The 15,804-nt window shown below is 69.7% G+C and carries 4 protein-coding genes; 1 reads left to right on the top strand and 3 read right to left on the bottom strand.

The features are described 5' to 3' along the window. Window positions 1–83 precede the first annotated feature (83 nt). Both NSQ78_RS03065 and purL read right to left on the bottom strand, forming a co-directional pair. Entirely contained in the window at window positions 84–7,616 is a 7,533-nt protein-coding gene (locus NSQ78_RS03065; protein ID WP_064237620.1) for an ESPR-type extended signal peptide-containing protein, read from the bottom strand. Between the two features lie 440 nt (window positions 7,617–8,056). Then, on the bottom strand, window positions 8,057–11,941 hold the full coding sequence (gene purL / locus NSQ78_RS03060) for a phosphoribosylformylglycinamidine synthase (RefSeq protein ID WP_223224859.1): 3,885 nt from the start codon (window positions 11,939–11,941) through the stop codon (window positions 8,057–8,059). Between the two features lie 826 nt (window positions 11,942–12,767). On the opposite strand from purL, the gene NSQ78_RS03055 reads away from it, so the two are divergent. Continuing rightward, window positions 12,768–14,867, top strand: a complete 2,100-nt coding sequence (locus tag NSQ78_RS03055; protein WP_049465129.1) for a glycosyl hydrolase family 18 protein — start codon at window positions 12,768–12,770, stop codon at window positions 14,865–14,867. Between the two features lie 55 nt (window positions 14,868–14,922). Here the strand turns inward: NSQ78_RS03055 and NSQ78_RS03050 are convergent, their stop codons facing one another. Further along, window positions 14,923–15,705 carry a thioredoxin fold domain-containing protein gene (locus NSQ78_RS03050; RefSeq protein WP_057494134.1) on the bottom strand — a complete coding sequence of 261 codons (783 nt, stop codon included), beginning with the start codon at window positions 15,703–15,705 and terminating at the stop codon, window positions 14,923–14,925. Window positions 15,706–15,804: the final 99 nt, after the last annotated feature.

Here is a 15,804-nt window from a genome sequence, read left to right as displayed (position 1 = left end):
AGCCGGGATTGCCGTGACCTCCCCCCAGGCCCTCGTTGCAGGTGATGCGCCGGCGTGGGTGGCCGCCGGCGCGATGGACGGGCTTACCAGCCGAAGCCGGCGCCCACGCCGACCGAGCTGTCATCGCTGCTGAAGGCGCCGCCGAAGGTGACCGTGGCGCGATCGCTGATCGCGCGCTGGTAACCCAGTGACAACGCCGATTCGCCACCCTGGAAACCGATGCCGACGCCGACCCGGTTCTGGGTGCGGATGCCCGCGGCACTGGTGGCCATGTTGAGCATCGCCGCGCTCATCGCGCCCTGGCGGTCAATGCGGCGGTCCATGTGGCGCAGGCGTCCATCGATTTCGCCCTTGAACACATCGAAGCTGTCGGCGACGGCCTGCACGCGACTATCGGTGTAGCTGTTCGCCGTGGCCACGCCACGATCCAGCTGGCCCTTGTTGACGGCGTCGGTGGCGGTGGTGCCGGCGGCGACGTTGGTGACCTGGCGTTCGTTGCCTTCGCTGCCGACCGACACGGTGTTGGCACGGTCGGCGACCGAACCCTGGCCCAGTGCCACGGCATTTGCGGCCGTGGCGTTCGCACCCTGGCCAATGGCCGTGGACGACGCGCCGCTGGCGACGGCCCCCTCGCCCATGGCCACGGCATTGGCGCCGGTCGCCGGGGTTCCGACTGGAATCCCGGCGCCCGCTGCGGCCACGGTCGGCGTGCCCTGCACGCGCGCGCTGCCAGCGGTCGACGCGGCCGGTGCGGCATCGGCTGCCACGGCGGCATCCCCCAGGTTGGCCGAACCGTCATCCAGCGACGCACTCATTGCGCGCAGGCTGGCCGTGCCGGCGCGCGTGCCACCGGCGGTGCGGCGGTCGATCTCGCTCACCTTGCGGTCCAACGCACCCAGCGCATCGCCGACGTTGCTGTAGGTAGCGCCCTGGATCACATAGTTCGGTGCCACGAACACGCCTTGCATGCCGACGCTGGCGCCACCGCCGAGGAAGCTGGCGGCGTCACTGAGCGACTGGAACAACTGCCCGCCATTGATCGCCTGGCGGCTGCCGGCGGCGATGCTGCCGGCGCCGACATTGTCGATGGTGGTGCCCTGGATGCCGGACAGGGTCAGGCGCTCACGGCTGGCATCGTCATAGCCGACCGCGCTGGCCGCCGTGGTCTCGACCGTGGCGATACGCGCGTCGAAATCACCGACGCGGGTTTCCACGGCGCCGACGCGCTGGTTGGTGACATTGAGCTGGGAACCGGTGACCGCATCGGTACTGCCGGCCGCGATGCGCCCGTCGGCCACGTTGACGATGCGCCGCGTGGCCGGACCGGCGGTGCCGTTGCCACCGCCGACCGAGACCACATTGGCCTCCAGCGCACGCGAACCGGCACCCAATGCCACCGAGTTGTTGCCGCTGGCGCCGCTGTTGGCGCCCAGTGCCAGTGCCGCGTTGCCGATGGCCGTGGCGCCGCTGCCCAGCGCATTGCTGCGGCTGCCACTGGCGGTGGCGTTGCCGCCGATGGCCACGGCATCGGCGCCGGTGGCACTGGCGGTACCCGAACCGTTGGCCTTGAAGCGTTGCCCGACCGCATCGGCGGTGGCGGCCACTGCATCCAGCTGGCCCTTGTTCACCGCATCGGTGGCCTGCGTACCGGCCGCGACATTGGTCAGCTGGCGGTTGATCGCGCTGTGGGTCACGCCGGCAGCATCGACCCACTCCTGCGCGGCACCCACCGACACCGCGTTGGCGCGGTCGGCCAGCGAGCCCGCACCCAACGCGACGCTGTTGCCGGCGTCCTTGGTGGTCCAGGTGTTGCTGCCGAGCACCGTCGCGTTGCTGGCCTGCGCGTAGCTGTTGTAGCCGACCACGGTGGCGCCGTCTTCGGTGGCCCACGCCTCGCTGCCGATGGCGGTGGTGAACCGGCCAGCGCTGACGCTGGCGGCATCCTGTCCGGCCAGTGCATTGAAGCCGACCGCCACGCCGTTCAATCCGGTCGCGGCGTTGTTGCCCAGAGCGGTGCCGTACTCGCCCGCCTTGGCCTGCACGCCAAAGCCGGCGCCGGCGATCTCCGCGATGGTGCCCTGGCCCACCGCCGTGGACACGTCAGCGGCCTGCGCGGCACTGCCGATCGCGGTGCCGAAGAAGCCGGCGCTGGCGCCTGCACCAAACGCCGTGGCGCGCCAGCCACTGGCCTGTGCGAAGTTGCCGACTGCCGTGGTTTCGCGACCATCGGCGATCGCGCCGTAGCCCACTGCGGTGGCCGCCAGGCCGGCGGCCTCGGCCATGCCGCCGACAGCGGTCGCCCCGATGCCCTGCGACTGCGACTGCGCGCCGATCGCAATGCTGGCGGCGCCGCCGCTGCTGCTCTGTGCACCCAGTGCGACGGCACCGCCTGCGGTGCTGCTGGCACCGCTGCCGATCGCCACACCCTGCTCGGCCGTGGCCAGCGCGTCGACGCCGACCGCCGTTGCATTGGCCGCGACCACCGTTGCGCCGCTGCCCACTGCGGTGGCGCCGTTGCCAATCGCATTGGCCGCGTTGCCAGCGGCGAGCGCATCGTCGCCCTCCACCCGTGCACCGGCTTCGCCATCGGCGTTGCCGCTGGCCTGGAACTGCCGGCCCGTCCTGTCGGCAACGCTGGCAACCGCGTCCAGCTGGCCCTTGTTCACCGCGTCGGTAGCCTCGGTGCCCGCCGCCACATGCGTCACCTGGCGCTCGCCGCCGGCGGTGCCCACGGCCACGGTATTGTCGCGCTCGGCCTTGGAGCCGGCGCCCAGCGCCACGCTGTTCAACCCACTGGCGGTGGCACTGGCGCCCAGTGCCGTGGCATCTGCCGCATCCGCCCACGAATTCCAGCCGATCGCGGTGGCGTAATCTTCGGTCGCCCAGGCGCCGGCACCGAAGGCCGCCGCGCCGGTGCCGCTGGCGCGCGACGGGATCAGGCCGAAGAAGGTGCTGCCACCGATGGCCACGCTCTCGGCGCCACTGGCTTCGCTGGACTGGCCGACCGCAACGGCTCCGCTACCGGCCGCCGCGGCACCGAAGCCGACCGCCGTGGTGTTGGCGCCACTGGCGGCCGAACCGTAGCCCAGCGCGGTGCCGAGGCGACCGCTGGCTTCGGCATAGCCACCGACGGCGGTGGTGCCATCGGCGGAGGCGGCACTGCGGAAGCCACTGGCCAGTGCCTGCGTGCCGCTGGCATTGGATTCGGTGCCGGTTGCGGTGCTGTACGCACCGCTGGCCTGGGCCCGCGCACCCACGGCACTGGCCCCCAGCTCGCTGGCGCTGGCGCCGGTGCCGAGCGCGAGGCTGTCCTCGCCGGTGGCCTGTGCGGTGCTGCCCAGCGCCGCAGCGTTGTTGCCGGTGGCCAGCGCGTCGATGCCGACGGCGGTGGCGTTGGCCGCCAGCGCATTGGCGCCGCTACCGAGCGCGGTGGCACCGTTGCCGATCGCGTTGGCCGCATCACCGGCCGCCAGCGCGTTGTCGCCCTCGACCAGTGCGCCGGTTTCACCGTCGGCGTTGCCACTGGCCTGGAATTGCCTGCTGGTCTTTTCCGCTGCGTCGGCAACGGCATCAAGCTGGTTCTTGTTGACCGCATCGGTGCCCTGCGTGCCAGCGGCCACGTTGGTGATCTGGCGGGTGTTGCCACCACCGCCGACCGACACGGTGTTGTCACGGTCGGCGATCGAGTCGGCGCCCAGCGCCACGCTGTTGGCCGCGCGCGATTCGGCGGCGTTGCCCAGCGCGGTGCTGTTGATGCCAGCCGACCAGGCGCCGCCACCGACAGCGGTCGAGTAGTTGCCCGATGCTTCGGTGGCCAGCACGCCGAACAGCGAGCCGCCGACGGCGACGCTGTTGGTGCCGGTCGCCAGGCTGCCCTGGCCGGTGGCCGTGCTGTAGGCACCCGAGGCTTCGGCGTCGCCGCCCAGCGCCACGCTGTTGGAACCGGAGGCATTGGCGAAGTTGCCGAAGGCAGTGGCGTTGAACGCCGAGGCCTGCGCGTAGCCACCGATGGCGGTGCTGTAGCCGCCGGTCGCTTCGGCGCCGATGCCGAATGCGGCCGACGCAGTGCCGCTGGCGACGCTTTCGCTGCCGACCGCAGTGGCGCCGCTGCCACTGGCGCTGCTGAAGTAGCCCACCGCCACGGCTTCTTCGCCGGAAGCTTCGGACAGCACGCCATTGGCGGTGCTGCCGGCGCCGCTGGCGATGCTGGCGGCGCCGAACGCCGCACTCTGCTCGCCGCTGGCCTCGCTCTCCGCACCCTGTGCGGTGGCGTACTCGCCGGTCGCCTGCGCGTTGGCGCCGACGGCGCTGGCGTTGGCGGCACTGGCCAGGGCGTTGAAGCCCAGTGCCTGCGCGTTGGTGGCCAGCGCGTTGGCACCGCTGCCGAGCGCGGTGGCACCGTTGCCGATGGCATTGGCCGCATCACCGGCAGCCAGCGCGTTGTCACCGTCCACCAGGGCACCGGCCACGTCGTCGCCGTTGCCGCTGGCCTGGAAGAAGCGGCTGGTGGTGGTGGCGGTGGTCGCAACCGCGTCGAGCTGTGCCTTGTTCACCGCATCGGTGGCCTGGGTACCGGCAGCGACGTTGGTCAGCTGGCGCTCGTTGCCGGCGCTGCCGACCGAAACGCTGCGGGCGCGGTTGGCAACCGAGCCGGCGCCCAGCGCGACGGCGTTGCTGGCACTGGCGTTGCTGCCGGCGCCGAGCGCGATCGCGCTTTCACCACCGGCGACCGTGTTGGTGCCGATGGCGATGCTGTTGACGCTGTTGCCGAGCGCCTGGAAGCCCAGCGCCACACTGTTGTCGCCATAGCCGAAGGCGCCCCGGCCGACCGCCGTGGCGCTGGCACCGTTGGCCCAGCTGTTGTAACCGATGGACGTTGCGCCGCTGCCACTGGCCCACGCCGCATTGCCGAACGCAGAGGCATTGGTGGCCGTGGCCCACGCACCGGAACCGAAGGCACTGGCGCCACTGGCCGTGGCCCAGCTGTAGCCACCGACGGCGGTGCTGTCGTCACTGCTGGCGAAGGCACTGTCGCCAACCGCAACCGCGTAGCCGCCGGTTGCACGCGACGTGCCGCCAGCAGCGAAGCTGTTGTCCCCGCTGGCCTTGGCCGCATTGCCGAACGCGCTGCTGGCGGCACCGGTGGCCTGTGCGCCGCTGCCCACTGCGGTGGCGTTGGCGACGGCGGTGGTGCTCACCTGCTGCGCCGTTCCGTCGGCACCGATGATCGGCTGGTTGTACTCGTCGTAGGCCTGGCCGAGGCCACCGATGGCAACACCGCCGTTGCCGGTGGCGTTGCTGTTGCGACCCACCGCCACGGCGTCGTCACCGATGGCCGAAGCGGCCGCGCCATGTGCAACCGCGCCGGCGCCGATCGCATTGCTCGACGAACCGGCCGCCACCGCGCCTTCGCCCTCGGCGAGCGCACCGGCATCACTGCCCGCTTCCGGCTGGGCCTGGAAGAAGCGCGCGGTGTTGTCCGCGGTACTGGCCACGGCGTCCAGCTGCGCCTTGTTCACTGCATCGGTGGCTTCGCTGCCCGCGGCCACGCTGGTGATCTGCCGTTCGTTGCCGGCACTGCCCACGGCCACGCTGTTGGCGCGCACCGCTTCGGAATTCGCGCCAAGCGCGACGCTGTTGGCGCCACGCGCAGTGGCGTAGTACCCGACGGCCGTGCTCTGTGCGCCGCTGGCCCAGGTCTGCGCGCCGAGTGCGCTGGCATTCTCACCCGGGGCGTAAGCGAAGTAGCCGACGGCGGTGGATTCCGCGCCGGAGGCTTCGGTCAGGCTGCCGTTGGCCACCGCGCGGTCACCGCTTGCGATGGCACCGGCGCCGACGGCCGTTGCCGCTTCGCCGCTGGCCTGGGTCTGCACGAAGAAACCCAGGCCCGGAATCAGGTCGGCCGGGCCACCGATGGCCACGCTGCTGGTGCCGGTGGCGTTGCTCTGCGTACCCAGCGCAGTGGAGTAATCACCGATGGCATTGGCGACCGCACCGAACGCGGAGGCCTGGGCACCGGCGGCATAGGCACCGACGCCGTAGGACGACGCCGCAAAGCCGCTGGCTTCGGCACTGGCGCCCACCGCGGTGCCACCGACACCGGCGCTGGTGGCGCCGGTTTCGACCGGCACGCCACCACTGGTGATCAGCGGATTGCCATCGGCATCCACCGCAGCACCACCGACAGCGACGCTGCCCGGACCGTTCGCCTGCGCGTTGTTGCCGAACGCGGCACTGTTCTGACCTGAGGCCAGCGCGTTGTTGCCCACCGCAGTCGCGTTCTGTGCGACGGCATTGGCGCCCGCGCCCACGGCGGTGGCGCCGTTGCCGATCGCATTGGCCGCCTCGCCGGCCGCCAGTGCCTCGTCGCCTTCGGCCAGCGCGCCCGCATCGCTGTTGCGGCTGCCCGTGGCCTGGAAGTGCCTGGCGGTGGCATCGGCCACGGCGGCCACGTCCTTCAACTGGCCGACATTGACCGCATCGGTGTCTTCGGTGCCCGCCGCGACGCTGGTGATCTGGCGGGTCAGGCCGTACTCGGCGGCACCGACGGACACCGTATCGACGCGATCGGCCAGCGAGCCGGCACCCAGCGCCACGCTGCCGGTGGCGACCGCCGCCGAGTTGGAACCCAGCGCGGTGCTGTACTCACCCACGGCGGTGCTGAACGCACCCACCGCGATCGATGCTTCATTGGCGGCAGTGGCGCCACGGCCCAGAGCGGTACTGCCCGGGCCCATCGCCACGGCACCGCCACCGACGGCAGTGGCGCCGTCGGCGCTTGCTTCGGACAAGGCACCCAGTGCGGTAGCCGCGCCGTTCTCGCTGGCGGCATAGGCGCTGGCGCCGACGGCGGTGTCACCGAGGCCGAACGCGGCCGCACTCTGCCCGACCACCACGCTGGCGTCGCCGATGGCCAGGGCGCCCTGGCCGAATGCGCTGGCGCCCAGGCCGGCGGCAATGGCCTGGGTGCCGATGGCAGTCGTGGCGTTGGCCAACGCCTGTGCACCGGCACCGGCGGCCACCGCGCCCTGCCCGTCGATCTTCGCTGCGTCGCTGTCATCACCGGCGCCATCAGCCTTGAAGTAGCGCTCGCCATCGGCGGCCACGTCCGCCAGCGCCGCCTGCGTGGCGCGCGCCTGCGCATCCAGCTGCGCCTTGTTCACCGCATCGGTGGCCTGGGTGCCGGCGGCCACGTTGGTGATCTGCCGTTCCTTGCCGGCATCGCCGACGGACACGGTGTTGGCGCGCGCGGCCTTGGAACCGGCGCCCAGCGCCACGCTGTTGGCCGCGCTCGCGCTGCTGTTGCCGCCGATCGCCACCGCGTTGCTGCCCTTGGCGCTGGCCGTGCCTTCAACCAGGCACTTTTCCAGCAGCTTGCCACTGAACGCCACGCAGGTAGCGCTGCCGCCGATCTGCACCGACTGCGCAACGGCGGCACTGCTCATGCCCAATCCCAGTACCAGCCCCAGTGCCACAGCCAGCGCGGCTGGCGTTGCCTGCGTCGTGTCGCGGCGCTGGTCGACCACACCACCGCTGCTGTCGGAAGAGGCCAGTTCCGAGGCCACGACCAACTGACCCAATGCTTTGTTCCAGACCTTGCGATAAATCCGATTCATCGGTACGGCTCCTGATTGGACTGGTTTTGGGCAAAGCAACGCCACCGCCGGGCCGTGCGGCCCAACGTCCCCCCTGGGGGCGTCTATTCGCGTGATTTACTGCGGGTATTGCCGAACGGCGCGCAGCGACAGAAACCCGAGCGCGTGCGCCAAGCGGTTACTGCGAAATGAATGATTCTGAAACGGGCTTCAAGTGTTAACGGCAACTTTGGAGAACGTCAAGACTTTGACACGACAAATCCTATTGCCGTGAAGCAGTTCACTATTTCACGGGTTTATAAAAGGATTTCGTTATGCAGACGTGACGAACGGCTGGCGCATGAAAATCGATGTAACTAGCGGGCGCGACTGGAGTTTCACACGCGCAAAGAAAAACCCGCTGGCAATGCAGCGGGTTTTTCCATACGCGATGGCATTGCGCCCTGCGCGGAATGATGCGATCAGCCGCACCACACCCGTGCATTGCGGAACATGCGCATCCACGGCGAATCCCCCTGCCATTCGGCGGGCGCCCAGCTCAGGTTGAGCGCGCGCGGGGTGCGCTCCGGGTGCGGCATCATGATGGTGACGCGACCGTCGCTGCTGGTGAGGCCGGTGATGCCGTCCGGCGAACCGTTCGGATTCAGCGGATACTGGCTGGCAACGTTGCCATGGCCATCGATGTAGCGCAGCGAGACGCGGGCCGCGGCCTGGTCGACGGCCGTGTCGAACACTGCCTGGCCTTCACCATGCGCCACCGCCACCGGCAGGCGCGAGCCGGCCATGCCACGCAGCAGGATCGACGGCGACTCCACCACTTCCAGCAGCGCGGTACGGGCTTCGAACTGCTCGCTGGCATTGCGGCGGAACTGCGGCCAGTGCTCGGCACCCGGAATGATGCCCTTGAGCTGGCTCATCATCTGGCAGCCGTTGCACACGCCCAGCGCGAAGCTGTCTTCGCGCGCGAAGAACGCGGCGAAGGCATCACGCAGCGCACTGCGCTCCAGGATCGAGGTGGCCCAGCCACGGCCGGCACCGAGCACATCGCCATAGCTGAAGCCACCACAGGCGACCAGGCCGGTGAACTCCTGCAGCGCCACGCGGCCTTCGATCAGGTCGCTCATGTGCACGTCGAAGGCGCGGAAGCCGGCACGTTCGAAGGCGTTGGCCATTTCAATCTGGCCGTTGACGCCCTGCTCGCGCAGCACCGCCACGCGCGGACGCGCACCGGTGCTGATGAACGGTGCTGCGACATCTTCGTTGAGATCAAAGCTGAGCTTCGGCTTCAGGCCCGGTGCGTTGAAGGCACGTGCCACCCCGCGCTCGGCGTCGGCATTGGCCGGATTGTCGCGGCGCTTCTGCATCGCGTGAGTGACCGACCACCAGGCGTCGAACAGCGCTTCCCAGCGCCATTCGGCCAGGTTGCCACCGCCCAGCGACACACGCACCACCGGTGCGGTGGTTGGTTTGGCGATGCGCTGTGCGCATTCGGTCAGTGCATGGCGCTCGACCAGGTCAGCGAACGCGGCGCGGTCTTCGCGTGCGATCTGCACCACCGCACCCAGTTCCTCGTTGAACAGGCTGCGGAACGGATCATCGCCCCACGCATCGAGGGTGATGTCCAGGCCCATCCGCGAGGTGAAGGCCATTTCGCACAGCGCGGCGAAGGCACCACCGTCGCTGCGGTCGTGGTAGGCCAGCAGCAGGCCGGCCTGGCGCGCATCGCGGATCAGCTCGAAGAAGCCACGCAGGCGCTGCGGATCGTCCAGGTCCGGAGCGGCACCGGCGAAGGCCGGCAGGTCGCCATGGTCGGCGTGCACCTGGGCCAGGATCGAACCGCCCAGGCGCTGCTTGCCGGCACCGAGGCCGATCAGCCACAGCTCGCTTTCCACGTCGCGGTCGAGCAGCGGGGTCAGCTGCTGGCGCACATCGGCAACCGGCGCGAACGCCGAGATCACCAGCGACACCGGCGACACGCTCTTGTGCGCTTCGCCCTGGTCGTGCCACTGCGCCTGCATCGACAGCGAGTCCTTGCCCACCGGGATGCTGATGTCCAGCTGCGGGCACAGTTCCATGCCCACCGCCTTCACCGCGTCGTACAGCAGCGCGTCTTCGCCCGGGTGGCCAGCCGCGGCCATCCAGTTCGCCGACAGCTTGATTTCATCCAGCGCATCGACCGGGGCCGCGCACAGGTTGGTCAGCGCTTCGCCCACCGCCATGCGTGCCGAAGCCGCCGCATCGAGCAGGGCCAGCGGGGTGCGCTCGCCGATCGACATCGCCTCACCGGCCACGCCGTCGAAGTCGGCCAGGGTGATCGCCACGTCGGCCACCGGCAGCTGCCACGGGCCGACCATCTGTTCGCGCGCGGTCAGGCCGCCGACGCTGCGGTCACCGATGGTGACCAGGAAATTCTTCGAGGCCACGGTCGGGTGCGCCAGCACGCGCAGGCCGGCCTCATGCAGGTCCAGGCCGCCGGTCTTCAGCGCCGGCCAGCGCGGTGCCGGCGGATGCACGGTATCGCGATGCATCTTCGGCGGCTTGCCGAACAGCACGTCCATCGGCAGGTCGATCGGTGCATCGGTCGGGGTGTGGCCCGGCACGGCGCCGTAGGCCACCACCAGATGCTCTTCAGCGGTGGCCACGCCGACGGCCGCGAAGGGGCAGCGTTCGCGGGCGCACAGGGCGGCGAACTCGGCCAGGCGTTCCTGGGCCACGCCCAGCACGTAGCGTTCCTGCGACTCGTTGCACCACAGCTGCATCGGCGACAGCGACGGATCATCGGTGGGCACCTTGCCCAGGTCGATGACACCACCGACGTTCGAGTCGTGCAGCAGCTCGGGGATGGCGTTGGACAGGCCACCGGCGCCGACGTCGTGGAAGAACTTGATTGGGTTGTTGGCGCCCATCGCCACGCAGCGGTCGATGACCTCCTGGCAGCGACGCTCCATTTCCGGGTTGTCGCGCTGCACGCTGGCGAAGTCCAGGTCCTCGGCGCTTTCACCGGAGGCCACCGAACTGGCGGCACCGCCGCCCAGGCCGATCAGCATCGCCGGCCCGCCGAGCACGATGACCGCATCACCGGCCTGCAGCGGGATCTTGTCGACCTGGACGCGGTCGATCGCGCCGAGGCCACCGGCCAGCATGATCGGCTTGTCGTACGCGCGCACCAGATCGGCGCCTTCGGGCAATTCGAAGCTACGGAAGTAGCCGAGCAGGTTGGGGCGGCCGAACTCGTTGTTGAACGCGGCGCCGCCGAGCGGGCCGTCGGTCATGATTTCCAGCGCCGGCGCCATGCGCGGGTTCAGCGCGCGCGGCGCTTCCCACGGCTGCGGCAGCTCGGGGATGCGCAGGTGCGAGACCGAGAAGCCGGTCAGGCCCGCCTTCGGCTTGCCGCCACGGCCGGTCGCGCCCTCGTCGCGGATCTCGCCACCGGCACCGGTCGAGGCACCGGGGAACGGCGCGATCGCGGTCGGATGGTTGTGCGTTTCCACCTTGATCTGGAAGGCGCTGGGTACCTGCGGCTCGCGGCGGTATTCGCCACTGGCCGGATCGGGACGGTAGCGCGAGGCCGGATGGCCTTCGATCACCGCAGCGTTGTCGCTGTACGCGCTGAGCGTGTGCTGCGGGGTCTGCTGGTGGGTGTTCTTGATCATCCGGAACAGCGAGCGGTCCTGTTCCTGGCCGTCGATGGTCCAGCTGGCGTTGAAGATCTTGTGCCGGCAGTGCTCGGAATTGGCCTGCGCGAACATCATCAGTTCCACGTCCGACGGCGACCGGCCCAGCGCGGTGAAGCGTTCACGCAGGTAGTCGATCTCGTCCTGGGCCATGGCCAGGCCGAGGCGCTGGTTGGCGGCCTCCAGCTGGTCCACCGGCACGCGTTCCAGCTCACCCCGCGCCGGCGCGGAGAACAGCGCCTGGCCCTGCTCGACCGTTTCCAGCACCGACTGCGTCATCGGGTCGTGCAGCGCCTTGGCCAGCGCCTGCTGGGCGGCGGCATCGGCCGGCCAGCCCTGCACGTCGATGCGCAGGCCGCGCTCGACCCGGCTCACCGGCTGGCCGGCACCGCGCACCAGTTCGGTGGCCTTGCTCGACCACGGTGACAGCGTGCCCAGGCGCGGCACCACGATGCGGCTGACCGCGCCGTCGGCCACGGCCTCGCCCTGCGGCGCTGCTTCGAGGATGCGGCACAGGGTGGCCAGGTCGGGGGCGGCACTGCCTTCGGGCTGCACGAAGTAGACGTGCCAGGCACCGCTGATGCGCAGGGAGGGAGCGATGGACTGCAGGCGGGATTCAAGACGTTCGCGGCGGAACGGCGACAGGGCGGGCGCGCCCTCGAGGACCATCATGTCCGGGGAACCGTAGTTGGGAAACGGGCCCGACATTGTACCGGAAGCAGGGGGATGGCTTTGGCCGGGCGGCGCCCGGCACCCGCCGAGGCCAGGGCAACAGCAACAGCAACAGCAGCTGCCAAAGCAAAAGCAGGATTTCCGTGGGATGGCGGGGGGGGGCCGGTGGCGGGGGACGCCGTAAACCCATCCCTGGGGGCTTGGCCGCGGCATCCATGCCGCGGACACCCCCGCCACCGGACCCACCCCGCCTTCGACAGATTTCCGCGAGCTGCGGTAGATCCACGCCATGCGTGGATGCTCCCCGGTAGTGCCGGCCGCTGGCCGGCACCTAGGAAATGTCAGAAATCAGGCATTGAAGAGCGCAGCGACCGGCTTTTGCCTTTGTTTTTTTCTTCTGTCTTTCGTGGCTGGCCGCGCAGGAACCTGTCCGTGGCCGGGCGGGTGGGCTCAGGCGGGGTGTCCGCGGCATGGATGCCGCGGCCAAGCCCCCATGGACGGGTTCACGGCGTCCCCGCCTGAGCCCACCCGCCCGGCCAACCCCCAGAAATCCGCTGTTAGCGGCAAGCCAGCCACGAGGGGGCTCCGCCGATGGCCGCCGACTGCGCGCCAGCGCCGCTTTCCGCCCAAATCGCCGAACCATGCGCTTGCTCACGGATTGACCACGCAATTGATGACAACGTTGTCCCCACCTGGTGCCGGACTCTCTCCCCGGCCTCCCAGGTGCCTCCGTCCGGCCCCTCCGTCGCCTTCCCGGGCGACGCCCGGACCTGCGTCACGCGCGGCGCCATCGGGGCCCGCGCGCCCTTTGATCGGAGACTCACCCATGTACGACCCGATTGTGCGCAGTGCCGAACGTTCGACCCGAAGCTGTCGTCCCCGCCACCTGGCCTGGCTGCTTGCCCTGGCCGCCGGTACCGCCGCCCTGCCCGGCCTGGCGCAGGCCGCCAGCTGTGCCGGGGTGGCGCAGTGGGACCAGGCCAAGATCTACCGGGCCGGCGACACCCTGCAGAAAGGAGGCGTCCTCTATCGGGCGAACCAGGACATCTGGAACGCGCCGCCGGACCATCCGGCCGGTGCGCCCTACTACACCAACCTCGGCGCCTGCGATGGCGGCGGCGTCAACCAGCCGCCGGTGGTCAGCCTGACCTCGCCGGCCAACGGTGCCACCTTCAGTGCCGGCAGCACGGTCAACGTGACCGCCACCGCCAGTGATCCGGACGGCAGCGTCGCCAAGGTCGAGTTCTTCCGCGATGGCAGCACGCTCGGCGTGGCCACCAGTGCGCCGTATGCGGCCAGCTGGGCCAATGCCAGTGCCGGCAGCCACACCCTGCGCGCGGTCGCCACCGACAACAACAACGCCACCGCCAGCACCGCGACGATCACCATCACCGTCAACGCCGCCGGTGGCGACACCACCGCACCGAGCGTGCCGGGCGGGCTGGCGGTCGGCACCCGTACCGCCAACAGCATCGCCCTCAGCTGGAGCCCGTCCACCGACAACACCGGCGGCAGTGGCCTGGCCGGCTATGACGTGTACCGCAACGGCAGCCTGGTCGGTTCGCCGTCCAGCGCCAGCTACGTCGATGGCGGGCTGACTGCATCGACCACCTACCGCTACCGCGTACGTGCCCGCGACAACGCCGGCAATGCCTCGGCACAAGGCACCGAGATCAGCGCCACCACGCTGGCCGGTGACGGCGGCACCACCGGCAAGCGGGTCATCGGCTACTTCACCCAGTGGGGCATCTATGGCCGCAACTACCGGGTCAAGAACATCGACAGCAGCGGCTCGGCCGCGCGCCTGACCCACATCAACTACGCGTTCGGCAACGTGCGCAACAACCGCTGCGAAGTGGGCATCACCCAGCCGTCGGATCCGAACAGCGGTGCCGGTGGCGATGCCTTCGCCGACTACACCAAGGCCTTCAGTGCCGCCGAGAGCGTCAGCGGCAGCGCCGATACCTGGGACCAGCCGCTGCGCGGCAACTGGAACCAGCTCAAGCAGCTCAAGGCCAAGTATCCGAACCTGAAGGTACTGATCTCGCTGGGTGGCTGGACCTGGTCGCGCGGCTTCTCCAGCGCGGCGCGCCCGGAAAACCGCCAGGCGTTCGTCGCCTCGTGCATCGACGCCTACATCAAGGGCAACCTGCCGGTGACCGACGGTGCCGGTGGTGCCGGTGCCGCACTGGGCGTGTTCGACGGCATCGACATCGACTGGGAATACCCGGTGGCCTGCGGCATCGAATGCGGCAAGCCGGAAGACAACGCCAACTTCACCGCGCTGATGGCCGAGTTCCGCCGCCAGCTTGATGCAGTGCGTCCGGGCCTGTTGCTGACGGTGGCGGTGGGTGCGGGCATCGACAAGATCCGCGTCACCGATCCGGCCGCGTACCACCCGTACCTGGACTACATCAACGTGATGACCTACGACTTCCACGGCGCGTGGGATGCGAAGACCAATCACCAGTCGGCGCTGTTCGATTCGCCCAATGATCCGTCCACCGGCGACCAGAAGCTGTACAACAGCAACGACGCCATCGAGGCCTTCATCAGCCGTGGCGTGCCCGCCGCCAAGCTCAACCTGGGCATCGGCTACTACGGGCGTGGCTGGACCGGCGTGGCCAATGCCAACAACGGCCTGTACCAGACCGCGAGCGGCGCCGCCCCGGGTACCTACGAGGCCGGCATCGAGGACTGGAAGGTGCTGAAGAACCTGGCGTGGCCGGGCTACACCGACAACACCGCCGGCGCCACCTGGATCTACAACGGCAGCACGTTGTGGAGCTTCGACACCCCGGCCAACATCACCCGCAAGATGGGTTACGTGAAGACCCAGGGCCTGGGCGGCGCGTTCGTCTGGGAGTTCAGCGGTGACGATGCGCAGGGCACGCTGACCAAGGCGGTCAGTGATGGCCTGAAGTAATAAAAAAGCCGGGGATGCGATACACGCATCCCCGGCCTCCTGCCTGCAGCGCCGATCAGCGCTTGGCCGACAGCTTTTCCAGCGCCGCACGCAGCTGTGCCGGCGGCAGGTAACCGCCCAGCTGGGTGCCATCCGGCGCGAAGATCGCCGGCGTGCCATTCACGCCCAGCTGCTGGCCCAGCGCGTACTGCATTGCCACCGGGTTGGTGCAGTTCTTGGCCGGCACGCTGCCGCCGCGCTTGGCGTTGGTCAGGGCCTGGCGACGATCCGCTGCGCACCAGACCGAAATCATGTCGGTGTAGTCCTTGCTGCCCAGCCCCATGCGCGGGAACGCGAGATACTCGACGGTGATGCCGTTGCGGTTGAGCTCGGCGATGTCCTGGTGCAGCTTGCGGCAGTATCCGCACTCGATGTCGGTAAACACGCTGATGGTGTATTTCGCGTTCGGCGCGGCGAACACGATGCGATCACCGTGGTTGGCCTTGGCCAGCAGGCCGCGACGGTAGCCGAGCAGGCCTTCGCTGTTGGCCGGGCCTTTGGCGCGGGTGTCGTAGGGCTGCGACTGGAACAGGTAGCGACCATCATCGGACACATACAGCAGCTGCCCGGAAACGACGACCTCGCGGAAGCCGGGGAACGGTGCAGCACCGATGTAGTCCACCTGGAAGCCGGGATTGAGCGCGGTCAGCGCGGCGCGCACGGCCTGGTCGGCCGAAGCGTTCGCGGCCGGGCTGGCCTTGGCCGCAGCGGTGGGCGCCTTGGCGGCCGGCGGGGCCGGCTGGGCGCAGGCGGTCAGGCTGAGCGCACCGAACACGGCGGCGATGGCAAATCGGAGCATGGAACGATCCGCGGCAGAAGAAGATCCCGGATTCTGACACAGCCGCCGGCAGCGGGCCGCGCTGCCATGGACGGGCCCGGGCAGCGATTCAGGCCCGCG

This window comes from Stenotrophomonas sp. FSL W7-1447, from assembly GCF_037966425.1.
GTDB lineage: Bacteria > Pseudomonadota > Gammaproteobacteria > Xanthomonadales > Xanthomonadaceae > Stenotrophomonas > Stenotrophomonas pavanii.
This window is presented reverse-complemented; position numbering and strand designations above follow the sequence as displayed.